This is a genomic window from Paenibacillus sp. CECT 9249 (assembly GCF_918697855.1).
In the GTDB taxonomy this organism is placed as follows: Bacteria; Bacillota; Bacilli; order Paenibacillales; family Paenibacillaceae; genus MSJ-34.
The window spans coordinates 15,878-40,890 of record NZ_CAKKLI010000039.1 but is presented as its reverse complement, the minus strand read 5'-3'; the positions used below and the strand labels follow the sequence as shown (position 1 = coordinate 40,890).

Here is a 25,013-nt window from a genome sequence, read left to right as displayed (position 1 = left end):
GTTCAAAAAAGAATCAAATCTTTCCGACAACTCGGTGAAAAACAAAAAAACCACTCCATCGAGCCATTGATCCGTTAGTCGATGTGTGGTAATTGCAGTCTAGTTTTGGTTATAATGGTCTCTGACGCATGGCCCATTCTTTTCCCCGCTGGGCTTGTTTGATTCCAAGGGCTTTTTTGCAACGTTAAAAAAAGCGGCCGAATCCCCAACCAGGGAAGATTTCACGCAGGCAATCAACGGGATTCTTGTAGGTGAAATGTACGAATTTATTGGGAAGCCGTTCAAACAGTTTAAAGCTCACAAATACCGCGCGATCATTCGAACCAGCTTGGCCGGGAACTCCCTCAGATTCGTAATATCCAAAAATCTCTCGTTCCCATAAATTTGCTGAATGACATCTTTGTCCTGACCGATCGCGGCAGCCAAAAACGTAATTCCTTTCCGTTCATATTCCGCTATCGTTTGCTGCATGTCTTGGGCAGCGTAACTTCCGGTATAATCGTCCATCGCCTTCGGTTGCCCGTCGCTTAAGCTGATCAGCAGTTTGGTCTCTTGTGGAGCGGCCGCCAACTTCTCGGCAATGATTCGCAGTGCCAAGCCATCCCGGTTATTGCTTCTTGCTCGAATGCCCATTAGCCTGAACCGGTCATAGGAATCCGTCTTATGAAAATCCGCATACGCAAATAGCGACATGTGCTCCATCTTGGACACATCGGCTGTATCGCCGTATATCAAAATAGGAATATGACATATTTGACAAAATTCATATACCGCGATCGCCGCGCGCTTTGCTGCCTCCAATCTCCCGAATGCCGCCATTGATGCGGATTCATCGATTCTCAGGCCGACCGCCAGGGAGGGAGATTCCGTCGGAGGGCGTTTCTTGGCAAAATGCCTGTAATTCCGGTAAGCGACGCTTTCCGCTTGAAACTTGGCGCCATAATAATGATTTCTCGCGAATTCAGCGGAAACCTCATGCTCCAGCAGGGGAAGCGTTTTTCTGGCAATTTCCCGTACGACAGGCATAAGCTCGTTGCTTAAGGCGATATATTCCTGTTTATGGTCGGGAGCATAGTCCGGACGATGGACAATAAGCTTTACACCCTTATGAATCGATGCGGATACGATCTCCCGCGCATCTCGATTCAGTTTTTTCCGGAAATCGCGTTCTTTTCGCTTCGCATCCTCCGACATCGGTTCAGGATCCGCCTGATGAACTCTCGGCGAACCATTCTCCCCCAAATCCGAGCTTTCCATTAAGCTGGAATCATCGAAAGCACGGTCAGATGAGCTTTCATCGCTATCCGCGGACTTTTTAAATGCGATCCCTGTTTCATCTTCATTCTGATCGGGTTCGTAACTCAAATCATCAATATTTCCCCAAGTTCGCATTTCCGCCGTATCTAAAATTCGTTTTTTTTTACCTCGATCTCGATTTCATCGATCTTTTCGAACAAACCATGAACTTTAAGCGCATCTTCCAGTATTTTAATTTCCTCTGAATCGGTCGTAATTTTGTAAATGACCTTATGATATATAGATTCAATTCCGGAAGAAGCCCCTTCGGCAAACGCGTCTACCCAATAGAAGTAAGAACGCATGCCTGCCACGCCTTTCATTGCATTGGCCCGGGCTGTTTTGTCCAGGATCATGATCGTTTCTGCAAATACGTCCAGTACCTGCTCATTTGCATAGCCGGTTTTCGCCCGTGCGCGTTCGATCATCACTTCTTTGGTCGGCAGATCCATCTTTTCCGAATGCTGGACCCTGTCGCGCAACGCCTCGTTGAGCGGCCTGGCACCTGCATAACTGCGGTTTGTTGTAATGACCGCGATAAAATCCGGATGTCTGCGTACGACTTCCGTAGGGAGGTTGATACTGCCGTCCGGCTCCAAAGCCGAATTTAGCGCCATTAACACCGCGGCGTCGCGAATCACGTTCGGCTCCTGGATTTCCAGAAGATAGCCGTTCTGAAATGCTCTGACGATTTCAGACGGGTAGAAGCGATATTCCACGGCTTCACCCTCGGTATGTTCCGCGGCCTTCTTCAGCAATTGCTTCATCTTTTGCGCAGCGGCCTCCTGAGTCACTCCCAGCACATCCATCATAACTTCAACTGCGCTTTGAAAACCGTCGCTATCATACAAGGCTTGCAAAACGCTTTGGTCGTCGGCGTCCATCTTCTCTAATCTTTCGGAGGAAACAACCGGCAAAATCGCGCCAATAATATCCGATTTATCCATATCGGCAAAACAGGTCACCTTCGTATACGGAAGCCCGAAATTGGCGGACAATGCCTTGGCAAGCTGCGTTTTCCCGGAACCGGCGTCACCCTCCAGCAAAATATTGGCGATTTTCATTTCCCCGCGATTCCAGTTTCGCTTTATTTCTTTACAAATACGCCGTTCTTCTTCGCTAACCTTGTGAGAAGAAGGCTTTTTCCAAATCAATTCTTTTTCCGCATCGCTCAGTTGCCTGTCTGGCGATAAAAGATATTCATCGTATTCCGTCATCATTTCTCCTCCTCTCGGCCTTAATTCATCTATTTAGTAAATTACTAAGTTACTAAATTACTGGTTCATGATACCTTATATTTTTTCATTCGTCAAATGAAAAAACCAGTCAACACACAACAGTTCGTGTTTGACTGGTTTTCCGCGTTTGATCCATACCTCATCTAGGGATCGGGGCTATCCTTCCTTATGAGTCTGCACGATCAAGAAATGGGGGTTCAGCTTTAAGCGCTCATAAAATAATCGTTTCGCCTCCGGCAATCGCTCCATAAATTCGGGAATCGGTTGCGGTTCGATGATTTGATCCAGGGCAAAATAAGCCGTAGTCACATTCATGATTTCCTGAAGCGGCCTGCGGTAAAAGACGACTTCCACCCTGCCGGCTTCTTTTTTGTTCCACTCGTCAATCAAGAGTTCGCGGGCGAAATAGTCTTTCAGTTGGGACAAGGCAAAATCCATAAACGGATGATGCACTGAGTAAAGCAGCTTCCCGCCGGGCTTCAGCACACGCCGGAACTGTTCAAAAACGGGCTCCCAATTTTCGATATAATGCAGGGTCAGCGAACTAACAATCCAATCAAAAGATTCATCGTCAGGGAAAGTGCTGTTAGCACTATCTTTGCTGAAATAAAGAAAAAAGCCGCGATGTAAGCGGCTTACAATCAAGTTCCAGTCCTTCTGCCCCGGCATGCATAAGCGCCGTTAATATCCCATTTCTTTTAAAATACTTGATAACGTACGCAGCCGTTCGCCGATCATCTCTCCGTCATCGCTTAGCGCCTGATTGAATAGTTTGATATCATCGTTGATTCTGTCATTGTCCGTACATATCGCCACGGTCATTGCATCCCCTTGCAGCCCAATTCGGTCGATGACCGGATGCTGCGGATCGTATAAATGCTCATATCGGTATGCTTCTCGAAAATGTTCCAAGGTCCTGCAGATCAGGATGGATAAATCTAGAACGCGATGAAGAGGCAGTTCCTCCGACTGTCTGGACCATTTTTCCCCTGTATATCTCCATACTTTGGCGGAGATGTCAACCTTTCCTCTATCGTTCCACTGTGCCAATCCTAGAGAAAGACCTTTCGCATCCGTATTGTTAGAAAACCTGCCGTCTACTTGCTCATAGTTTTCCGATACAACGACAGGTTTATGTTTCAATGTAGTAGGTATTTTCAATTTTCATTCCCTCTTCTCTTTTACTAAATTACTGATTTACTAAATTAATTGATCATTTTACCTTATATCTTTTCATTAGTCAAACGAATTGACTTGGATCCAACTTACGAATTGAGCAAAAAGCTTCTCGACTGTGATCCGAACCCGATACGAATGCGGTGCTGTGGATACTACGCTTACCGAAGTAAACGCAGGACAGAAGATTCTGACGCTAACGAAACTAACAATCCTTATTGGGCTCAAAATGAAGACGTTCCGATTATAACGAAAGTAGGTATCGTTATTCATTGGAAATCGGCCGTTTTATCGCCTTTTTCCTCTCATTAGCGTGTTTGAGTTTCGTTAGACATTGCAACATGGCGATTTACAGGCAATTAGCGTGTATACGTTTCGTTAGCGCACCCGACGGGGTCAGCCGCCAGCGGTATGATGAAATTGACTTCAATCGGAGGTTTTTGAGTGAAAGCTCCTTCATTACCGGGCTTTTCTCTCCCGCTAGGGCGAATGCAAAAAGCTCCCGAATCTCCGCAAGGGAAATTCAAGAGCTCAATGCCGGACCGCTCGCCTACTCCGGCTCTTTCTCAGCCCAATGCGCGGATACGTTCTGCAGAAATCGCAGAATAGCGTGTAACTCCGCTTCCGTAAACGACTCGAGCGACTCCATAAACCGCTCCTCCTCCAGTTTGTGAAGCTGTTGATGCAGTTCAAAAACCTGTTCGCCCTTCGCCGTCAAACTGAAGTAGACTTCCTTCTTATTGTCATTCAGTTGCCTTCGCTTTATATATCCTTCCTCCAACAGCTTCGCGCTGATTTTCGTAATGCTTGCCTTGGACAAGTCCATCTTTTCTGCAAGTGCCGTGTTATTGATCGGCTCGTTGTTGCCGATGCAGTCGATTACGTGTACGCTGGTCAAATGACGCGGGACCGACTCCAATTGCTGCTCCTGCGCATAACGAACAATCTTGTCTTGCTCCGATTCTATCAGTTGCTCGCTCAGATGCGCAAAGTGAACGACCTGCGCATAGACCAGCCGTTTGATCGTCTCCGATGTATTCATCATCTCGCACCTCAGTCACATTAATTATGGTTAATCGCGAAACAATCGTACCACATCCTGACGCCGGGGAGCAACGTTCCTCTGCCGAAGATACGCGGTGGTTGATGGTTAACGCACGGGATCGCTTTTTAAGGCGCCGTCCGTTTCCCATTCCTTCTTCCGCTTTGAGCGAATTGCAAAAACAAATGGTAGAGCTAACACCACAATTATCGTTGATAAAATGTTTAAATCGTTGATGCCCATCGTTGTGGGCAACTGAGCCAGATGCGGTCCGACGTCGCCATCCGCCAGCCTAGCGGCGTGATCGGCAGTACGTGTTGCCAACAGCGTGGTGAAAAGAGCCACACCAAACGATACGAACACATTCCGCAGCCAGTTCTGAATGGAGGAGGCGTGGCCGGTGTACTCGCGGGAAATCTCCTCCATCCCGGCCGTCGTCGCCGGCATCAGCACCATGGCAAGTCCTATACTGCGGACCGTCATCCATAGGAGCGTATAAGCGGATGGGCTGTCGATCTGCAACCACACAAAAGGCAGATTTCCTCCGGCCATCAACAGTACGCCAACAAGCAGCAGCGGCATGGGGCCAACCACTTTGTACAGCCGACCGGCAACCAAGGACATAATCGCCATAGCAAGTGTAGACGGTAGTAGAATCATCCCCGTCTCAAGCGGCGAATGTCCCTGAACATTTTGCAAAAAGACAGGAACGAGGAACATGCCCGAAAAAAAGTTGATCATCACGATGCATAGCAATATTGCCGTCGACGCGAAGCGCCGGTTCAGCAACACTTTGAGCTGTAGAAGCGGAGACTCGATTGACAGCTCGCGCCAAAGGAACAGCGCCAGCGCCAGTAGCCCGCCTCCCAAACAAAGCAGCGTACCGGCCGACCCCCATCCCCAGCCGGACCCTTGCGACAACGTGATCAACAGCAGCGAGCTTGCGGCAATGACCGTCAGAAGCCCCCATAAATCGAATCCCTTCGGCACTTTCAGACGATAGTAAGGAATGAAGAAAAAGGCAACGACGATCGCAAGCAGTCCGAGCGGCACATTGGTCCAGAAGAGCCACTTCCAGGAGCCGTTCTGGATAAGCCAGCCCGCGTAAGTCGGTCCAATGGCCGGCGCCACGATCGAAGCGGCGATCCAGATGCTCATGGCGACAGACTGCTGGTGTCGCGGTATGATCTGGAATATCATGGTCATCGACGCCGGCACGATAATACCGCAGAACGCGCCCTGAATAATGCGAAAGGCGATCAACATCGGCGCGTTCCAAGACAATGCGCATAGCACGGAAGCAACCGTCATGCCGAGCAAGGCGAAAATATACAATCGCTTGTAACTGAAGCGTTCGCCGAAATAGCCGGCTGTAGGCGCGAAGGTTCCGAGCGCCAGCATGAAGCCGGTCAGTGTCCATTGCACGACGCTCAAGTCGGAAGCAAATTCTTTCTGCAAGACCGGCAAAGCGATATTAATCGTATTGCTGTTCAGCAGCGACAGGAAGTTTCCCATGAAAATCGCTACAATGATTGGCACCAACTTCATGGGCTTTTGTGTTTTTTGCTCTTCCGTACCGGTTAAAATCGTATGTTTCATAGCAGGTTACACCTCACTTGCTCCTTTTGTTTCTCTGTTAACAAAGTATCGATTAAGACGTATCTGATAAAAGCGAAATTAATTTTAAATTCGGCCCCACACCATTCACTTCTATATGAAAATAAGTATAAGCCGTCTAACAATGATCGCCTTCAACAAATTAATGTTCACCGGTAAACATTAATCATTATATCTTTTGCGATAATGAAAATCAATATCAATTATAATTTTGATAATTGCGTAAAGTTAATCATTATGCTTCGTTATATAGAGCCACATCTCCAATGAAATTCCGTTTATACAAGGGTAAAATCAGCTTGATAATGATTCAACTATATTGTTTATCGCTTAACAATTTTCTTGACAAATATGTCTAATCTCATTATACTAACTCATGAATAGATACGAATCGTTAGGTGAGGCTCCTGTGGTGGAGATATGCTACTGCCCAGAAATGTCCAAAGACGCCAATGGGTTAACAAAAATCATCGAATTAAGGTGTTTTTTAATGTAGCTGGAACGAATTCCTATGCCCCACAGTGCTAAAGCTCTACGAATGAGGGATGTTTTTGATTTTTATTATACTTTTAAGTATTACACCTTCATTCCATGAGGGTGTTTTTTTCTTCCAAGGAGATGGTGGAAATGGATGATGATTCTCATAAGTTTTATTCAATCCGGTTGAAATTGGCAGACCATTTCAACCGCCTTATTTCGATGAGAGTTAATGGGTAGAAACGATTAATGATATTTTATCATTGCTCATTTACTTCGGAATTGCTACAGCATAATTCTCTAAAATAACATAGGCTGTAATCAAACAGTCAGGAGGAGGAACAACGATGAACACGAGACAACTGGAACAAATTCATATGGGCAAGGGCTTTATCGCCGCTCTCGACCAAAGCGGAGGGAGTACCCCGAAGGCTCTAGCGCAATACGGCATTGAAGAGTCCCGCTATTCGAGCGAAGACGAGATGTTCGCCTTGATACATGAGATGAGAACTCGCATTATGAAAAGCCCCGCTTTTCATTCCGATTCCATTTTAGGCGCGATACTGTTCGAGAATACGATGGATCGTACCATTGACGGACTCTTTACCGCCGACTATTTGTGGGAAAAGAAAGGCATCGTTTCGTTCCTTAAGGTGGACCAAGGACTCGCTCCCGAAGCCGATGGGGTTCAGCTCTTGAAGTCCATTCCCGGATTAGACGATCTTCTTAAGCGGGCGGTGGACAAACATATCTTCGGAACCAAGATGCGTTCGCTCATCAAAGAAGCGAACCCGGAAGGTATCCGAAAAGTTGTAGAGCAGCAGTTTGAACTCGGCAAGCAGATTTTTGCAGCGGGTCTTGTGCCGATCATCGAGCCGGAAGTCGATATCCACTCGAGCGAAAAAGCCCGGGCCGAAGAGCTCTTGAAACAAGAGATCAAGAAACAACTCGTCACTCTCGATTCCGATATAAAGGTGATGCTCAAACTATCGATCCCGACCGAGAACAACTTCTATTCCGAGATAATGGAAGATGCCCACATTGTGCGGATCGTGGCTCTATCCGGCGGATACAGCCAGGAAGAGGCCAACAAGAAGCTGGCCTTGAACCGCGGGCTGATCGCAAGCTTCTCGCGTGCTCTCGTGGAAGGTTTGAGCGATGGACAAAGCGACGAGGAGTTTAACCGCACGCTCGGAAAATCAGTGAAAGCGATCTACGAAGCGTCTGTTACGTAACGGTATTGATTCAAAGGACCTGCCATCGGCTATGAGATGATTCAGGTCCTTTTTCGTTATGGAGTGCCGTTAAGCACAACTTATTCCATCATCTTGTCCGGCTCGGCAACCTGCCGGATCTTACTCTCTATATGCTGCTCGCTTCCAAGGTAATATCGCCCTACGGGATGCAATCGGTCATCAAGCGTATAGACGAGCGGAGTACCCGTTGGCACGTTCAAATCAAGAATCTCTTCCGAACTAAGATTGTCCAGAAACTTGATTAATGCCCGCAAACTATTGCCATGCGCAGCAATAATTACATTTTTACCCGCTTTGATCTGCGGTGCAATTTCCTTATCCCAATAATCCTTAACCCGAACAACCGTTTCCTTGAGGCTTTCCGTTAACGGGATGAGCTCGTCATCCATGTCGCGATATTTAAGATCGTATTTCGGATAACGGTCATCGTCCTTTGTCAAAGCGGGAGGCAACACGTCATAGCTTCTACGCCATAATTGAACCTGCTCTTCTCCATATTTCTCAGCGGTGGTTGTTTTACTTAAACCTTGCAGCGCACCGTAATGACGCTCATTAAGCTGCCAAGTCTTGTATACGGGGATCCACAGCAAATCCATTTCTTCAAGCACATAATCTAGTGTTTTAATCGCTCGCTTCAAATATGAGGTGTAAGCTACATCAAATACGAACTGTTCTTCCTTGAGTAATCTGCCGGCATGCAAAGCCTCTTGAATGCCTTTATCCGACAAGTCCACATCCATCCAGCCTGTAAATAAATTCGCTTTGTTCCACTCGCTCTCTCCATGTCTAATCAAAACCAACTTATACATCGCTCTCCCGTCCCTTCCTGATGATTTTCTTCCATTTATCTACAAACTGCGGCAACTACCCTATACTGCCTTCCATCTCGAGCTTGATGAGTCTGTTCATCTCAACCGCATATTCCATGGGCAGTTCTTTCGTGAACGGCTCGATGAAGCCCATCACGATCATCTGGGTCGCTTCGTCTTCGGACAGGCCGCGGCTCATCAAGTAGAAGAGCTGGTCCTCGGATACCTTGGAGACAGTCGCTTCGTGCTCGAGCGTGACATTGTCGTTCATGATCTCGTTATAAGGGATCGTATCCGACGTGGACTCATTATCGAGAATGAGCGTGTCGCATTTGATGTTCGACTTGGCTTCGGAAGCTTTGCGTCCGAAGGAAGCCAGACCGCGGTACGTGACTTTGCCGCCGTGCTTGCTGATCGATTTCGATATGATGGTCGAAGTCGTATCCGGAGCCAGGTGAATCATTTTGGCCCCGGCATCCTGATGCTGCCCTTTGCCGGCGACCGCAATCGAGAGCACCGAACCTTTGGCTCCACGGCCTTTTAACAAAACGGAAGGGTATTTCATCGTCAGTTTGGAGCCAATATTGCCGTCCACCCATTCCATCGTTGCGTTTTCTTCGGCTACCGCCCGCTTTGTCACCATGTTGTAAATATTGGGAGCCCAGTTTTGAATGGTTGTATATCGCGCACGGGAATTTCTCTTACAAATGATTTCCACAACGGCGCTATGAAGCGAGTTCGTGCTGTATATCGGTGCCGTGCAGCCTTCTACATAATGCACAAAGCTGTCTTCTTCCGTAATGATGAGCGTCCTTTCGAATTGCCCCATGTTCTCCGAATTGATGCGGAAGTAAGCTTGCAACGGCACTTCGCATTTTATCCCTTTCGGAACATAGACAAAGCTTCCTCCGGACCATACCGCGCTGTTAAGTGCGGCAAATTTGTTATCGCTCGGCGGAACAATGGTACCAAAATATTGGCGCAGCAAATCCGGATGCTCTCGCAGCGCCGTATCCGTGTCCGTGAATATGACCCCTTGTTCCTCTAGCTCTTTCTGGATGCTGTGATAGACGACTTCGGATTCATACTGGGCCGACACACCGGCAAGAAACTTCTGTTCCGCTTCCGGTATGCCAAGCTTGTCAAAGGTTTGCTTAATCTCAATCGGCACTTCCTCCCAGGTTTTCCCCTGCTTCTCGGAAGGCTTGACATAATATTGGATATCATTGAAATCCAGTGCTCGCAGATCGCCGCCCCATGCAGGCATCGGCATGCTTTGGAACAGTTCCAGCGACTTCAGGCGAAAGTCGAGCATCCAGCCGGGTTCGCCCTTCATCTCCGATATGGTGGCAACAATCTCACGAGTCAGTCCCTTGCCGGATTGAAACACCGCTTGATGCGCATCTCTGAAGCCATACTGATACTCTCCCAGCTCCACCAATTCCTTAGCCATATGTTGTCATCCTCCTTATTCAACTATGCTTGCTTGATCTATTTCCTTGACTTGCCCTAGCTTTTGTTCCACAAGCGCTTGCATCTGAGCGGCTACACCTTCCAGCGGTACTTCGGCCACGACGGGAGCAAGGAAACCGTACACGATCAGCCGCTCGGCCTCTACGCGGCTAATGCCTCTGGACATCATATAGTACAGCTGTTCCGGATTGACTTGTCCGACGCTGGCGGCGTGTCCTGCTTTCACATCGTCTTCATCGATCAGCAGGATCGGATTCGCGTCGCCGCGCGCCTCGGGATGCAACATTAGTATTTTCTCCGTCTGCTGTCCGTTCGCCCCGCTTGCTCCCTTCTCAATTCTGGTGATCCCGTTCAATATGGCGGTTGACTGCTCTCTCATCACCGCTCTGATCACCATATCGCTTGTCGAATTCTTGCCAAAATGCATCGTCCGGGCTGTGATATTCATCGTCTGACTGCCGGATCCCACCAAGATTGTCTTAAGATCCGAACCGGCCCCTTCCCCTTTGAGAAGGGATGCCGTATCGCTCATCGTCTTGCCCCCATTCATTTCGCCAATCAACCAGTTCACCGTTCCGCCCTGTTCAACGATTGCGCGCCGATAGGTCAGGTCGATCAAGTCTCTTTCCAGTTGGTGCAATGACACAACATTGACTTGTGCACCTTTGCCTACGAATACTTCCATAACGGCTTGATTCACCCCCACACTATTCTCTAATGAGGACATGGTATTCTCCACCAGCGTTACGGAACTACGCTCCTCGGCTACCACTAAAACATGCGGCATAAAGAGCGTATCGGATTCGTCTACAAAGAATATCGTCTGCAGCGGGGTCTCCACATGAACCCCCTCAGGGATGTAAATAAAGGCTCCGCCGCTCCAGCGCGCGGCATGCTGCGCGGTAAGCAGATTCTCTTCTGTATGCAAAGCTTGCATGAAAAAAGGCTTTACAAGTTCCGGATACAGCCGTGTTGCTGTTTCCAAGTCGGTCAGAATAATCCCTTGCTTCTGCAGCGCTTCAGTCAGATGCTTGATGATTGGACCCGAATTCCGCTGTACCAGCACATCGTCAGCGTACACCCATCTCCTGATCGAATCCGGCAATTCATCGAGAGAAGACGCCGGCTCAGGCTTGCGGCAAACGCCTTGCTGCCCTAAAGGCCAGCGCTGCAGATTCGTCTTGTCCAACTTGGGCAGTTGCAGGGTGCGAGCGGCATCCAAGCCTCTCTTCCTCAATTCGGTCAGCCAATCCGGTTCCGCTTCATATCTAAGCTGCTCCGGTCCCCGGTTCTCTGCACTGTTCATTGTCATGTTACGGCTCTCCCCCTTCAGCTGCGCGGTGCCTTGGTTTGCATCGGAATTTGAAACGACTCTTCTTCGTCCGGCGCCGCAGCTTCCTCTGCAATACCCAGCTCTTCCCTGATCCACTCATATCCGTCTGCTTCTAACCGCTGCGCTAATTCCGGCCCTCCAGACTTTACGATGGTTCCTTGCATCATCACATGTACAAAGTCCGGCTTGATATAATTAAGCAGCCGCTGATAGTGCGTGATAATTAAGAATCCTCGGTCTGCACTGCGCAAAGCGTTGACCCCTTCAGCAACGATGCGCAGCGCATCAATGTCCAGACCGGAGTCGATTTCATCCAGAATGACCATTGAAGGCTCGAGCATCATCATTTGCAAAATTTCATTCCGCTTTTTCTCCCCTCCGGAAAAACCCTCGTTCAAGTAACGATGCATAAATTCCGGGTTCATCTCCAGCGTCTGCATGCTTGCTTCCATCATCCGCACCAATTTGATCAACGAGATTTCCTGGCCTTCTTCACGTCTGGCATTGATCGCACTACGCATGAAATCGGAATTCGTGACCCCCGTGATCTCACTCGGATATTGCATGGCCAGAAACAAGCCTGCCCGCGCCCTTTCATCCACTTCCATCTCCAGCAGATCTTCTCCGTTCAGCGTAACGGCCCCCTCTGTCACTTCGTACTTGGGGTGCCCCATCAAAGCGGAGGCCAACGTACTCTTCCCTGTTCCGTTCGGTCCCATGACGACATGAATTTCTCCGCCATTTACCGCAAGGCTTAGACCTTTCAAGATTTCTTTCCCTTCTACGGCCGCCCTCAATTGTTCAATTCGTAGGCTCACTGCCATCTCATCGCCACTCCTTTTCCTATGTATTGTTCATTTTTTGTTAATCAGTAAACATTATAAGTGATAATGATTATCATTGTCAATAATATATTGAAGAAAATGCCATCAATACTCCGGTAACGGAAAGCAAATGTCCGACAATGCGCTTGACAAGATATTAGGTAAAGCATAGGCTAGAATAGAATGAATATAATGATTGTTTAATCAAATGATTACTTTCTCAAAGGAGTGGCCATGATAAAAGACAAGAAAATACTTCACGACCACGGTCAAGATTTAAGCTATGCTTTGAAGCAAATGCCTGATGTGGAATATTTTCTGGACGGAGCTACCGTCTTCCAACAGCTATGCGACGGTTCGCGTCTGCGAATCCTATGGTTGCTCTGTCATTGCGAGGAGTGCGGGAACAATATTTCGGCCGCTCTTGGCATGAGTGCCGCGTCTGTTTCTCATCACTTGAAATTGCTAAAGCTTCACGGTCTAATCAAAAGCAGGCGTGCAGGGAAAGAAGTTTATTATACACTCGCAGACAATGAAAGGGCTCGACTGGTTCATCAAATGATAGATGATTTTTTTCAAATGAGTTGTCCGAAAAAAGGACTTGCAGACCACAACCCCAATCGATAAAACTATAGATACTTTCTTAAGTTGTGCATTGTAATTTTGAACAATACTTGATTTTTCCCTCAGCCGAATAAAGTCCGGTTCGTAGTCAGAAACTTTAGCCTTATTTCGTGCTGACCTATCCACACATAGCCAGTCAGCTTCGCCTTTAGGGATGAAAAAAGTTTATGGGCGCTCTTTTTCAAATGACCTTTCGGATGTCTCCTCCAAATATTTCGCTCTTGCTCTATTCAGCAGTTCCATCAATACCATAATATCTTCCTCTGTTGTATCGTAGTTCGTAATGCAAGCCCGCAGCACGGGAGTCTTGTTTATTTCGTATACTGAAATCCATGCCTGCCCCGAACGCAATATCTCTTGACATATAAATGATGCGAAATTCGATTGGCTCTTTGATTGAATATTGGTATCTGTAAAGCAAACGACAGGCAATACAGTTTCATTGATAACCTTCCAGTTAGAGCAAGCAAGCTCCCGGCGCAACCGATTGCCCATCTCAGTCTGGTGCCGCACCATGCTTCGATAGCCTTCCCAACCAGCCGTCACAAGCGATAAATACACTTTCAAACCGATAAACCTTCGCGACCATTGAATCGAATGGGTGAACGGATCAACGGTATCCAGATCAGCCCCTTCTTTAGGCATATAATCTGCCGTTATGCTGAATGTTCTATGCAAGATGTCCTTATGGCGTGTAATATAAATTCCCGCCCCCATCGGGACAGACATCCACTTGTGCGCATCGAAGGTAATGGAGTCAGCTCGGTCAATACCGCGAAGCAGATCCAACAGTTCCGGTGCAAACACGGAGGCTCCACCATACGCAGCATCGACATGCAACCATAATTGCTCGCGTTCAGCCAAGTTTGCCATTTCGTTAATGGGATCAATCGCTCCGGCGCCGGTCGTTCCACCCGTCGCAATGATGAGAAATGGAGCGTATCCAGCAGCGCGATCCACTTGAATTTGATGATGAAGCGCATCAACATCTATTTGCATTTCAGAGCCCGTCATAATCATACGAAGGGAATCCGTACCCAGTCCGCAGGAACGCGCTGCCTTTACCAGGGAATGGTGGCTCTCAGCAGAGGCGTACATGACGGGATGCTTGGGGAGCGACCTCAGCCCCTCTTTGGCATAGGATGGAAAATGATGTACTAATGCGGTCAGTACGGCCGTCAGATTTGCTTCCGCTCCCCCCGTTGTAAATGTCCCATCCGCTGCATCTGCCGAATAACCGAATTTGGAAGCTATCTCTTTCAATACATAGTTCTCTATTTCGACCGCTACAGGCGCATGGCTCCATGCTGCAAGCTGCGGATTGAAAGCTGCAGTAATCGTGTCCGCCATAATTCCCATGAAGTTGGGCCGCGGATTATACAGGCCGAAATATCGCGGGTGTGGCGTATGCACCTGGTATTGTGTTAATCCCTCCAGGAGATGATAAATCGCCTCGCGCGCGCTGACGGGATGCTCAAAGGATAATCTGCGTGCGTGTTCTACAACTGCGTCCACGTTGAGTTCAGGTGAGACACGGACCCCGCGTATGTGCGTCAGGTAATCATTGATTTGTTCCAACAGATAGGTTCCAATGTCCATTCGTTCATCCGTATCAAGATTAAGAACTGGATTTTGCTTCATCATATGAAAATACATCCTCCCTTATCTTCTAAAATTCCATTGCTGATTCACAGTATAAGCTCGCAGAACTCGGTTTTGCATCATCTTCGAATGAAACCGCAAGATTTCGAAACAATTTCTTCCTCTCGGCGGCAGCCGACTCTGGTAAGAAGTAGCTCTTGCGTTGCCAGACGATTCGAAGTATTGAAGACCGTTCTTATATCGTTAAAACAAAAAAGCCGCATCTATGCGACTTTTAAGCATATATGTTCTTGTCACCCGATACTAATGAGTCGATTCGTAATGGCAAGACGGATTCTCTTTGATTCCGTGAAGGTTAACATCTACGGGAAAGGCTAGGTGGTGCTGTTGATATATGACACGTCAAAATTGTTATAGCCTTGTGCAAAGGGCAAAGTCCACAGGGTACCAAAGATATGTGTAAAATAGAGCTCGTCGTCGATAGGGTTGCGGCTAAAGGCTCTGGAAGCGCTGTTGTTCGAGAAAATCGCAGCGGGCCCTACAACAAGATTAGCCAGATCTTCATGAACGATCCAAACTCCCCCGCCGTCGATGATGGCCGTATTGCCAGAAATAGTTCCGCTTTCGATAGTGACAAAGGAATCGGAGCCTGTACTGTTTATACCGCCACCTAAGCTGGCCGTTGTATGGCCGGTGATTGTGCCGCCGCGCATGGTAAAGGTGGCGGGACCAAAGTTGAATACGCCGCCGCCCCTGCCCTCGGGGGCTGTAGTTATATTGGCGGAGATTATGCCGCCCTCCATAATAAAGCTGCCGTTACTCCAGTTCAATACGCCGCCGCCGCTGGAGGCTGTATTGCCGGAAATCTCACCGCCTGTCATCACAAAGGTAGATGCCTGGTTGTTAACACCGCCGCCACTAAATGATCCTGTTATATTTCCTGAAATTTTACCATCATATAGGTTGAAAGTCGCGCCGTTAATATTTGTCACACCACCGCTGGTGTCGCCGACGGATGTGTTACCGGAGATTTCACCTCCGCGCATATCGAAGACAGCATTCGCTCCGTTGTTGCGAAAACCGCCGCCGATTCTAGCGGTCGAATTGCCGCTAATCGCTCCGTCGTTCATGGTAAAATGGCCGCCACTGTTGAATACACCACCGCCGTTGCCTGCATTGCCGGCGCTGTTTGCGGCCGTATTATCAATGATTGCGGCATTGCCCGACATAGTAAAGGTTCCGCTTAAGTTGAACACTCCTCCGCCGTTTGTAGCCGTATTGTTAGAAATTGTGCCATTGTTCATAGTGAAAGAATTGGTAGCGCCGAACACATACACGCCACCGCCATTTGAGTTGTCTGCGCTGGCTGTATTGCCGGAGATTTCACCATTGTTCATTATACAAACAGCGTTGCCGTTCATGTATATGCCGCCGCCGTTATTAGCCATACAGTGCGCAATCAGAAAATCCCGCATGCTTAGCGTACATATGGCTGTATCGCCGCCAACCGAAAGGGCTCCGCCGTTGCCCGCGGCGCCAGATCCGCTTCTCACGCAATTAATAATTGAGCAGCCATCCAGAATCAATTGTCCGCCCGAGCTTAAAAAGCCGATACCACCCGAGGTATTATTTCCGTTAAGGACAACGCCTTTGTTTATAGTCATGCTTATATTAGGAACGTCCGCAAGAGTGGTCCCACCGCTTGGGTTGGTCGAAAAATGACGGAAATTATCGCCCGTTGTCGAAAGTATGACCTCATTTCCGCCGCTGCCATTTGTAATATTGATGGTCAGGCTTCTTCTGATCACCACAGAGCTGGTGAACACAAGGTCGTTTTTTATATTAAGGTTTAAAACGTCGCCTTCATTTGCGTTCTCTATGGCGTTCATTAATTCCGCAAAGGTAGTAATATCAATATCTTCTGACCTGGGTACGGGCGTATCGTTTAAAGAAATCATAAAAATAACCTCCTTATATGTGGTAAATCTAAACATATATTAATGTCCGTGTGACATTATATACGTTTGTTTCCGCGTGGGTGCCTTTGACAAGATATCAGGTGAATCGATAAAAAGGAGGCGTGTTACCATACACGCCCCCTCGACTTATGCCATGGCTCTTTGCCGACTTCCTTCCCCTTGTTTTCGGGCCGGTTGTATCGGCGTATTGAATTTCTTAACGTTGAGTGCCCGGATTGCGTTGATAATGGCAATGACGGATACTCCAACATCAGCGAATACAGCTCCCCACATCGTTGTGAAGCCAAGCGCTCCCAGAACCAGTACAATTCCTTTGACACCCAGAGCAAAAATAATGTTTTGTTTGACGATACGGAGCGTCTTTTTGCTTATCTTCATCACTGCGGCGATTTTGGACGGTTCATCGGTCATGATCACAACATCCGCTGCTTCAATCGCCGCATCGGATCCCAAGCCGCCCATAGCAATGCCGATATCTGCGCGGGCAAGAACGGGCGCGTCATTAATGCCGTCACCGACAAAAGCCAGTTTCCCGTTGGCGCTTTTCTGCTTCATTAATTCTTCCATGCGTTCAACTTTATCCGCAGGCAATAGCTCAGTATAGGCTTTGTCTAGCTTGAGCGCAGCGGCAACCTTTTTGCCCACCGCATCGGCATCGCCGGTCAGCATGACGGTCTGCTTGATTCCTGCCGATCTCAAGGCCGCGATAGCGTGTGGGGCGTCCTCCTTCATTTCATCCTCAATGAGGATATATCCCATGTACTCATTGTTTACGGCCAGATGAACCACCGTCCCTACAAGCTTCCTATCTTTGTAGGATATGCGTTCACGTTTCATGAGTTTGGCGTTGCCGGCCAACACGACTTTGCCGTCGATCACAGATTTGACGCCATAGCCGGCGATTTCTTCGATCTCTTTGATACGGGAGGAATCAATCGTTCTTCCAAACGCCTTCTTGATACTCTGCGCGATGGGATGGTTGGAGTAATCCTCCGCATATGCTGCCAATTCCAATAACTCTTGATCGGTTAATTTGTCGGAATATATCTCACTGACCGCGAAGCTGCCTTTTGTCAGCGTACCTGTTTTATCAAACACGACCATCTCCGTTCTGGCCAAAGCCTCAAGATAGTTGCTTCCCTTCACCAAAACGCCGGATTTGGATGCCCCGCCGATTCCGCCGAAAAAGCTGAGCGGTACCGAGATAACCAAAGCGCAAGGACAGGAAATGACGAGGAAGGTCAGGGCCCGTTCAACCCACATACCGAATGACTGGCCTGTGATCAGCGGTGGAATGATGGCCAAAATGACCGCCGCGAAAACAACGATCGGGGTATAGTATCGGGCAAATTTTGTGATAAAGTTTTCACTCTTGCTCTTTTTATCGGAAGAATTTTCAACCAACTCCAGTATTTTCGCTACCGTAGATTGGCCGTATTCTTTGTTCACTTGAATGGTCAGTTTACCGGTTTGATTGATGCAACCGCTAATCACATTTTCTCCAGCCTGCACTTCCCGCGGAACAGACTCTCCCGTAAGAGCCGAAGTATCGATTGCGGAGAAGCCTTCTGTCACCACTCCATCCAAAGGGATACGCTCGCCGGGCTTCACCACAACGATTTCATTGATTTGTACTTCTTCCGGGTCGACCTGTATCAATTCCCCATTTCTTAGCACATTGGCATAGTCGGGACGAATATCCATCAGTTCGGATATGGATCTGCGGGATTTGGAAACGGCATAGGATTGAAACAGCTCGCCCACCTGATAAAACAGCATAACGGCAATACCTTCCGAATACTCGCCAAGGAAGAATGCTCCGATCGTGGCCACTGACATCAGGAAGTTTTCGTCGAAGACCTGTCCTCGAGAAATGTTTCTTACCGCTTTCCAAATGATGTCTCCTCCAACGATGAGATATGTAGCGAGATATAGCAGGAATTCAGCTAAGCCCTCTAACTTTAACAGTAGTGCCGCTACGAAACCGACAGCTGCAATAAGGATACGCACCAACTGTTTTACTTCCTTTTTTGACATGTCTTTATCCTCCTCCTATTTGAAAAAGCAGCGGCTGTTTCATCACAACCACTGCAGACTCAAATAATGCGATTTGAATGTGGCTACCTTTGTTCATTCGTTATGAACCGAATCGAGGAACGTGTATCTGCCGGCCTAAGCCTCAATGGATACATCCGGTTCAAGTTTTCGAATCACCTTCTTGGATTCTTCAAGAACAGCGTTGAATTTATCATCCGGAGCCTCCAGAATCATTCTCTGACCCATAAAGTTAACTTTAACCTCGGTAACATCGGCCAGCTTGCGAATGCCATTTTCGATCTTCGCCGCACAATTCGCGCAATCCAGATTTTTCAGTTTATAAGTTTTTTTCATGAAAATTACTCCTTTCAAATATCGAGATTTTTTATAACAATCAAACCTTATATCAATCAAATGATTGTTTGATTGATTAAAGTATATCCACTCCGTATTTTGATTTCAATAAAATTGGGAAAGTAAGACCGATTGGGCTAAAAGTTCGACGGTTTGGAATAACCCAGAAGTCTATAAATTTGTCTATAAAAAAGTGTATAGTAAGATGGAGAAATAGAACCAAAAATAGCGGGGAGAAACAAATCGATGGATGCATCTGCTTTTTCACATTTCAGTACAGGCACGATTATAGCACGAGACAATGACCATGTTGTTTATCGGTTGGATCCTAAGGATGGGCAAGGAAATGCCTCGGTTTATTCCGTACTGCCCGGTGTTGAAGTGATCAGCTTTCACTTTCAGACAAGCCGTTACATACCAACGCTTCACTCGAAGCGCAATATTCTGGAATTAAATCACTGTCAAGAAGGACGAGCCGAGTGCAGAATGAAAGACGGGTGCCTGCAATATATAGGCGAAGGCGATTTGTTCATGAACACGATGAGCAACCACAGTCATTGCATTGAACTTCCATTGGGCCACTATAAAGGCATCAACATTACGATTGATTTGGAAAAGTTGACAGGACAGTTAGCGGAATATTTGCCCGATTTCCCTATTGATGTTTCGGAGCTCGCTAATCGTTTTTTTGTAAACGATGAGTGCTATTTCATACAAGCAAAGGAAGAGATTCAGCATATCTTCTGTGGCATGTATTCGGTTCCTATCGAGGCCAGAACCGCTTATTACCGGCTCAAAGTATTAGAAGTTTTATTTTATCTTTATTATTTTGATGTAGCCGGTGAGAATCAAAAGAAATTTTACGCCCGACAGCAAGTTGATACGATCAAACAAATTAAAAAGAAAATGACAGAAGAAATAGATCGAAGATTTACGATTGAGGAACTAGCACAGCAATACTGTATCAGTCCTACTGTACTAAAGGCCACTTTCAAAGGAGTATACGGCGTTTCCATCGCGGCATATATGAAAGAGCATCGTGTCAGGCAGGCTGCTTCTATGCTGCTGCAAACTCGACAAAGCATCGGGGATATCGCTTCGGCAGTCGGGTATAAAAGCCAAAGTAAATTCGGGGCCGCTTTTAAGGAGATTTATAACATGAGTCCTCTCGAATACCGAAGTAAATATGAGAGTAAATAGTTTGATGCTGCCGAGAGGAAGGTTTTTGCAGAATCACCCCCGCATTTCGATTGAAGGCATCCTGACGACAATGTGCGATCCCCCTTTTGGACCCCTTAATGAAATACAAAGTTGAAATGTGAAATGGGTTGTGTTACAACGCAAGCAATTAATCTAAGGGAGATGTTGAGAATAATGTAATATTTCTTGCTTATTTTACGAATGATAAAACAAAAACTGTTTTATTCTTTGTTGAGCAAGAAAGTTACTATTCTCTTCACTCAAATAAAATAACAATATCTAATCCTTTCATTGGGTTAGATTTTAGTATTTGTTTATTTGAGCTACAAGAAAGGTAACTTTCTTGTGGCTCATTATTGTTTATGGAGAGATATTATCAACAAAAGAACTACTGCTGTAACATTCTCCGGCAATACTTTTTGTAGAGCACGATAGCGAATTTTGTAAAAATATCGCCACCAAAATCGTGGAACTGTAATGTAACTTTATGCTTTTTTAGATTAGGAGGTTGAAATAGATGTTTGAAGTTGTAAATGTTCATGTGAACCGTTCATTGTCCGTTGGTACGGTTCACGATCAAACTAAACGGATGCCGGAGCATTATCCATCTATCGATAGATGCACGTAGCGATTCTGGCTGCAAGCTTCGTGGTTTTACTATGGTTGGTTAATGTACATGTTAAACACCGACAAAGGGTGCTAAAGGCATTTTCTCCGGCTCAAGAGGAGAAAAAACATGAAATCAACTTCGAAATACGAAATGATTCAACACATATTGACAGAATTGAAACAACCCGCATATCGGTTCCAACAAATTGCGGACGCGATCTTCAAGCAAAGAATTGGTGAATATGACCGAATGACCATACTGCCCAAGGGGATAAGAAACGAATTAATGACGAGGCTTGGCGAACACGTTTTGAACTTAACCCCTGTCAAACAAATGACATCCAGACAAGTGAATAAAGTGCTTTTTGCCATTGAGGGCGGTGAACATGTAGAAGCAGTTCAACTAAGCTATGAGCGAGGCTGGAAATCATACTGCATTTCCAGCCAGTGCGGATGCGGATATGGTTGCCGCTTTTGCGCTACAGGTACAATCGGACTGAAACGAAATCTAACTGCTGATGAAATTACCGATCAATTGTTATACTTTCATTTAAACGGCGAAGCCTTGGATAGTGTTTCGTTTATGGGCATGGGAGAGGCGCTAGCCAATCCTAATATCTTCGACACGCTTAAGATTCTAACAGATTCACGAACTTTTGGCTTGGGCCATCGAAGAATTACAGTTTCCACCATTGGAATTTTGCCGGGTATCGATCGTCTGACAAAGGAATTTCCACAGGTTAACCTGACCTTTTCACTGCACTCTCCGTTCGACGAACAGCGGAGCGAGCTAATGCCCATTAACAAGCGATTTCCGCTTCATGATGTGTTGAACAAGTTGGATCAGCATATTCGCGATACAGGTAGAAAAGTATATATTGCGTATATATTGCTTCGAGGAGAAAACGATTCGAATGAACATGCTCAAGCCATTGCTGCATTGTTAAAGGACAGAGGTCCGTGGGAACATTTATATCATGTCAATTTGATCCCCTACAATTCAACCGACGTGACGCCTGAAAGCTTCCATCAATCGGACAAAGACCGAGTTCAAAGGTTTGTCCGTATTTTAAAGTCAAAGGGAATCAAAGTCACTGTGCGAACGCAATTCGGAACGGACATTCATGCAGCATGCGGTCAACTGTACGGACACAACAAGCAGGATTAAAGTAAAAATGAAAATATATCTATAAAGGAGAATGAATTTTGTCTCATAAGAATATGACAATCACCCATGTTCAATTCCATGCAAAGACAGGTATTTGGTGATATTTGCATGGAATAACATCATCACCAATCATGCTGGCTTTGCTACTTGAGATAAATATTGATTCAAGGAGTGAGTCTACATGAGATATATCAACGCTAATGAAATTCTCCCTAAAGAATTGGTTGAAAAATTGCAAGATTTTGTACAAGGCGAATACATCTACATTCCCGCAATAAAAGATCAACATAAAAGTTGGGGAGAATTATCCGGTTTTCGTGAAGAGATTGATAAGCGAAATAATGAAATAATACAAGCATATACTTCCGGTAATTCGATTCAAGAACTTGCAGAATCTTACTGCCTTTCTGTTTATGCTATCAGAAAAATAATTTATAACAAATAATTTGGACGATTAAAACACTGCATGTCAAAAGATGATCCCTGGACTCACACACGGGATCATCTTTTTTTAATGTCCACTGATGTTATACCAAACATTACAGAACCATTTTGTATATAGTTTATGGGATTTCGATCTGTTACCTTTATAACTGTGGGTTCTTCTAAAATGCGGCTGTACAAACGGAGGTTAAAATCATGTGGATATGGAACCGATATCGCGAAAGTTCAGGAATTGGAGGAAAGAAGAATGTTGAATGTTACTATTTTTAATATGGAAGGTATTCATGTTGGTGAAATGGAACTTGAAGAATCCATTTTCGGTATGATTCCCAATGAATCGGTTATGCATGATGCAGTTATAAATTATCTGGCAAATAAGCGCAGCGGAACACAATCTGCATTAACACGCGGTGAAGTTAGAGGCGGTGGCAGAAAACCGTATAAGCAGAATAAAATTGATAAATCTAGAGCGGGTTCGATTCGTATGCCCCATTGGCGTGGCGGAGGAGTTGTGTTTGCTCCTAAACCTCGCGACTATAGCTACAAACTCAATAAAAAGGTTAAGCGGCTTGCTATAAAATCTGCATTATCCAGCAAAGTACAGAACAAAGAATTCATTGTCGTCGACGAGATCAAGTTAGAAAATTACAGGACAAAGTCTATAGTAGCTATGCTTCATGCTCTTGGGGCAGAGAATAAGGTGCTAATTGTTACGCCTTTAATAAATAACTTTGTTTTTAAAAGCGCCAATAACATCCCTGGTGTAGAAACCGCCGTAGCTGATTCACTTAATGTATACAATATTCTGAATTGTGATAAATTAATCATCGCTAAAGAAGCTGTCACTATGATTACGGAAATGTACTCTTAACGAAAGGCACCAAATGGTGTAAACATCATATCGAAATCGAGGTTGATGCCAACAAAGAATTGAAAAAGTCAAAGCCGGCTGCGGTGAATTACAAGGCAACCGGCTTTGTCAATATGAGGAGAGCCATCAGAATATGAGGGATTGTAATCGATAGTACCCGTTATACGTTGACCGTCGGATAGAATATTAAACTGATGAAAATCACCATGAATTCATCTATTTCCACGCCTTTATCCATAACCCTCGGCTATGATGGATATCGCCTCCCGCAGATGATCGTCGGGGAATGGCTGCGCAATTCCTTCCAACAGAGTACCAGCAACACGGGGACGGCGGAGGTATATTTATTGATATCTTCGACAATCTAACGGTATCTCCCTCCGTTACAGTGTCATTATCGCGTATTCGAATGGTACCGCCACACCAAATCGGGTACCCGCCCTTCCATAACGTTCGGTCTGGTTCTATCAGGCCACGCTTACTATGCGGTATGCCAAAACAATCGACTGATCATACCCTCGTAGTTGCCAATGCATATCCACAACATGATCGGCTTTTGCGCCCCGGCAACCAGAGGCCCATCCGCGATGAACTGGTTCCGTTTCAATGAAACGCCGCGGTTATAAAATCCATAATTCGGGTTCGAAGCTTGTCGCCGTTCTCCCCTCTTTTATACATATCCGTTCCGTGAAAGCCGCTTTCGTCAATAATCAGCTCCTTCTGATCCGCTCCGGATGCTTCGTACAACTGGCGAACCTGCTTTTCAACCGACCCCAGCATGTCTCCCGGAGACACAACAAACAGGGATGGCGCTTTTATTTCCTTTACGCTTGGAATAGCATCCAACTCGGGGCCGCATTGCGCAGGCGAAGACAGAATCAGCAATCCCTGAATGGGCAACGGTTGGCGGACGCCTGAGAAGATGGCGGTCGTTCCTCCGCAGGAAGCGCCTGCCAGAAACACACGCTCCGCGCCCTGGCGCTCAAGCTCCTTGAGCGCAGCTTCGGCGTCAAGCTCAATGGATTCCGTATTATCGGACTGCTGCGAGGCTCCATGAGCCCGATATTCAGGAAGCACGACCAGATAACCCTGTTCAGCTAACTCCTTGCCGATATCAAGGAAGGAGCATATGCTATAACCTTGCTCATGCGCCAGCAATACACCGTCGGAGCCGCTCCCCAGCACAAGCGCGGACAGGTACTTCCCGTCGCTCGTCTTCAGCGTCGCGGCATGCGTGCGCAGTTCTTCGGGAACACAGTTGTTCACCGGGTAGCCCTGGTCAGAGAGAACCGTTTGTTCCGGCCAGGCAGATTCATATTCAACCGGAGGAAACGCCGGGGATTTGGACACCTCCGCAGGCGGTGTCTCTTGCAGAAGCGCATCCGTAGGCTGAGCACTAGATAGCGGCGCTGTTGGCATTCCTTGCTTACCCGGCTCGCTCCCGGACGGGCTCGCACACCCGATGACGGAAGCAAGCGCGGCCACGAGCACGGGAATGGCCAAGGCCCGTAAAGACAGACTTCGGCTGAATGATCTCATTCTTTTCATGAAAATAGCTCCTTTCCCGTTATTTCTAAAGTTGTT

20 protein-coding genes, 2 pseudogenes and 1 riboswitch are annotated in these 25,013 nt (G+C 46.7%); of the genes and pseudogenes, 7 read left to right on the top strand and 15 right to left on the bottom strand.

The window, feature by feature from the left end:
• Nucleotides 1–115 precede the first annotated feature (115 nt).
• Nucleotides 116–277: pseudogene (locus tag LQ229_RS20855) on the top strand (kanamycin nucleotidyltransferase C-terminal domain-containing protein); the annotation flags it as partial.
• Between the two features lie 20 nt (nucleotides 278–297).
• On the opposite strand, the gene LQ229_RS20850 reads toward LQ229_RS20855, so the two are convergent.
• The 6 genes from LQ229_RS20850 to LQ229_RS20825 form a co-directional block, all read right to left on the bottom strand.
• Complete coding sequence (locus LQ229_RS20850; protein ID WP_230192798.1) at nucleotides 298–1,257, bottom strand: nitric oxide reductase activation protein NorD; 960 nt, start codon at nucleotides 1,255–1,257, stop codon at nucleotides 298–300.
• 146 nt (nucleotides 1,258–1,403) lie between these two features.
• Nucleotides 1,404–2,513, bottom strand: coding sequence for an AAA family ATPase (locus tag LQ229_RS20845; RefSeq protein ID WP_230192797.1), 1,110 nt, complete (start codon nucleotides 2,511–2,513; stop codon nucleotides 1,404–1,406).
• 177 nt (nucleotides 2,514–2,690) lie between these two features.
• The gene (locus tag LQ229_RS20840; protein ID WP_230192796.1) at nucleotides 2,691–3,203 is read right to left on the bottom strand and encodes a class I SAM-dependent methyltransferase; all 513 of its coding nucleotides are present in this window, start codon (nucleotides 3,201–3,203) and stop codon (nucleotides 2,691–2,693) included.
• 12 nt (nucleotides 3,204–3,215) lie between these two features.
• On the bottom strand, nucleotides 3,216–3,695 hold the full coding sequence (locus LQ229_RS20835) for a DUF6530 family protein (RefSeq protein ID WP_216540771.1): 480 nt from the start codon (nucleotides 3,693–3,695) through the stop codon (nucleotides 3,216–3,218).
• A gap of 565 nt (nucleotides 3,696–4,260) precedes the next feature.
• The gene (locus tag LQ229_RS20830) at nucleotides 4,261–4,752 is read right to left on the bottom strand and encodes a MarR family transcriptional regulator (protein ID WP_216540784.1); all 492 of its coding nucleotides are present in this window, start codon (nucleotides 4,750–4,752) and stop codon (nucleotides 4,261–4,263) included.
• Between the two features lie 108 nt (nucleotides 4,753–4,860).
• Nucleotides 4,861–6,351 carry an MDR family MFS transporter gene (locus tag LQ229_RS20825; RefSeq protein WP_216540772.1) on the bottom strand — a complete coding sequence of 497 codons (1,491 nt, stop codon included), beginning with the start codon at nucleotides 6,349–6,351 and terminating at the stop codon, nucleotides 4,861–4,863.
• A 401-nt stretch (nucleotides 6,352–6,752) separates the two neighbouring features.
• A riboswitch (M-box (ykoK) riboswitch) is annotated at nucleotides 6,753–6,919 on the top strand.
• A gap of 274 nt (nucleotides 6,920–7,193) precedes the next feature.
• Here LQ229_RS20825 and LQ229_RS20820 point away from each other — a divergent pair.
• Nucleotides 7,194–8,081, top strand: a complete 888-nt coding sequence (locus tag LQ229_RS20820; RefSeq protein WP_230192795.1) for a fructose bisphosphate aldolase — start codon at nucleotides 7,194–7,196, stop codon at nucleotides 8,079–8,081.
• Nucleotides 8,082–8,161: 80 nt separating this feature from the next.
• On the opposite strand, the gene gpmA is transcribed toward LQ229_RS20820, so the two are convergent.
• The 4 genes from gpmA to sufC are packed head-to-tail and all read right to left on the bottom strand — an operon-like array spanning nucleotide 8,162 to nucleotide 12,541.
• Nucleotides 8,162–8,911 carry a 2,3-diphosphoglycerate-dependent phosphoglycerate mutase gene (gene gpmA, locus LQ229_RS20815; RefSeq protein ID WP_216540774.1) on the bottom strand — a complete coding sequence of 250 codons (750 nt, stop codon included), beginning with the start codon at nucleotides 8,909–8,911 and terminating at the stop codon, nucleotides 8,162–8,164.
• A gap of 55 nt (nucleotides 8,912–8,966) precedes the next feature.
• Nucleotides 8,967–10,364 carry a Fe-S cluster assembly protein SufB gene (gene sufB, locus LQ229_RS20810; protein WP_230192794.1) on the bottom strand — a complete coding sequence of 466 codons (1,398 nt, stop codon included), beginning with the start codon at nucleotides 10,362–10,364 and terminating at the stop codon, nucleotides 8,967–8,969.
• Nucleotides 10,365–10,379: 15 nt separating this feature from the next.
• Nucleotides 10,380–11,696, bottom strand: coding sequence for a Fe-S cluster assembly protein SufD (gene sufD, locus LQ229_RS20805; protein WP_230192793.1), 1,317 nt, complete (start codon nucleotides 11,694–11,696; stop codon nucleotides 10,380–10,382).
• A 17-nt stretch (nucleotides 11,697–11,713) separates the two neighbouring features.
• Nucleotides 11,714–12,541, bottom strand: coding sequence for a Fe-S cluster assembly ATPase SufC (sufC, locus tag LQ229_RS20800; protein ID WP_230192792.1), 828 nt, complete (start codon nucleotides 12,539–12,541; stop codon nucleotides 11,714–11,716).
• A 234-nt stretch (nucleotides 12,542–12,775) separates the two neighbouring features.
• On the opposite strand from sufC, the gene LQ229_RS20795 reads away from it, so the two are divergent.
• Nucleotides 12,776–13,168 carry a metalloregulator ArsR/SmtB family transcription factor gene (locus tag LQ229_RS20795; protein WP_216540778.1) on the top strand — a complete coding sequence of 131 codons (393 nt, stop codon included), beginning with the start codon at nucleotides 12,776–12,778 and terminating at the stop codon, nucleotides 13,166–13,168.
• Nucleotides 13,169–13,330: 162 nt separating this feature from the next.
• Here LQ229_RS20795 and LQ229_RS20790 read toward each other — a convergent pair whose 3' ends face one another.
• From LQ229_RS20790 to LQ229_RS20775, 4 genes and pseudogenes are all read right to left on the bottom strand, one after another.
• Nucleotides 13,331–14,809 carry a pyridoxal-dependent decarboxylase gene (locus tag LQ229_RS20790; RefSeq protein ID WP_216540779.1) on the bottom strand — a complete coding sequence of 493 codons (1,479 nt, stop codon included), beginning with the start codon at nucleotides 14,807–14,809 and terminating at the stop codon, nucleotides 13,331–13,333.
• Between the two features lie 332 nt (nucleotides 14,810–15,141).
• Nucleotides 15,142–16,725, bottom strand: a complete 1,584-nt coding sequence (locus LQ229_RS20785) for a hypothetical protein (protein ID WP_216540780.1) — start codon at nucleotides 16,723–16,725, stop codon at nucleotides 15,142–15,144.
• Between the two features lie 216 nt (nucleotides 16,726–16,941).
• Nucleotides 16,942–18,783: pseudogene (locus tag LQ229_RS20780) on the bottom strand (heavy metal translocating P-type ATPase); the annotation flags it as partial.
• Nucleotides 18,784–18,918: 135 nt separating this feature from the next.
• Nucleotides 18,919–19,137 (bottom strand): cation transporter, encoded by a 219-nt coding sequence (locus LQ229_RS20775; protein ID WP_216537900.1) that lies wholly within the window; start codon nucleotides 19,135–19,137, stop codon nucleotides 18,919–18,921.
• Between the two features lie 246 nt (nucleotides 19,138–19,383).
• Here LQ229_RS20775 and LQ229_RS20770 point away from each other — a divergent pair, with 246 nt between their 5' ends.
• The 4 genes from LQ229_RS20770 (at nucleotide 19,384) to rplD (ending at nucleotide 23,429) form a co-directional block, all read left to right on the top strand.
• Nucleotides 19,384–20,337 carry an AraC family transcriptional regulator gene (locus LQ229_RS20770; RefSeq protein WP_230192791.1) on the top strand — a complete coding sequence of 318 codons (954 nt, stop codon included), beginning with the start codon at nucleotides 19,384–19,386 and terminating at the stop codon, nucleotides 20,335–20,337.
• Between the two features lie 736 nt (nucleotides 20,338–21,073).
• Nucleotides 21,074–22,114: a Cfr family 23S rRNA (adenine(2503)-C(8))-methyltransferase gene (locus tag LQ229_RS20765; protein WP_230192790.1), complete on the top strand. Its 1,041-nt coding sequence runs from the start codon at nucleotides 21,074–21,076 to the stop codon at nucleotides 22,112–22,114.
• 181 nt (nucleotides 22,115–22,295) lie between these two features.
• Nucleotides 22,296–22,559, top strand: a complete 264-nt coding sequence (locus LQ229_RS20760) for a CD3324 family protein (RefSeq protein WP_230192789.1) — start codon at nucleotides 22,296–22,298, stop codon at nucleotides 22,557–22,559.
• A 246-nt stretch (nucleotides 22,560–22,805) separates the two neighbouring features.
• Nucleotides 22,806–23,429 carry a 50S ribosomal protein L4 gene (gene rplD / locus LQ229_RS20755; protein WP_230192788.1) on the top strand — a complete coding sequence of 208 codons (624 nt, stop codon included), beginning with the start codon at nucleotides 22,806–22,808 and terminating at the stop codon, nucleotides 23,427–23,429.
• 603 nt (nucleotides 23,430–24,032) lie between these two features.
• Here rplD and LQ229_RS20750 read toward each other — a convergent pair.
• Complete coding sequence (locus tag LQ229_RS20750; protein ID WP_230192787.1) at nucleotides 24,033–24,977, bottom strand: alpha/beta hydrolase; 945 nt, start codon at nucleotides 24,975–24,977, stop codon at nucleotides 24,033–24,035.
• Nucleotides 24,978–25,013 lie beyond the last annotated feature (36 nt).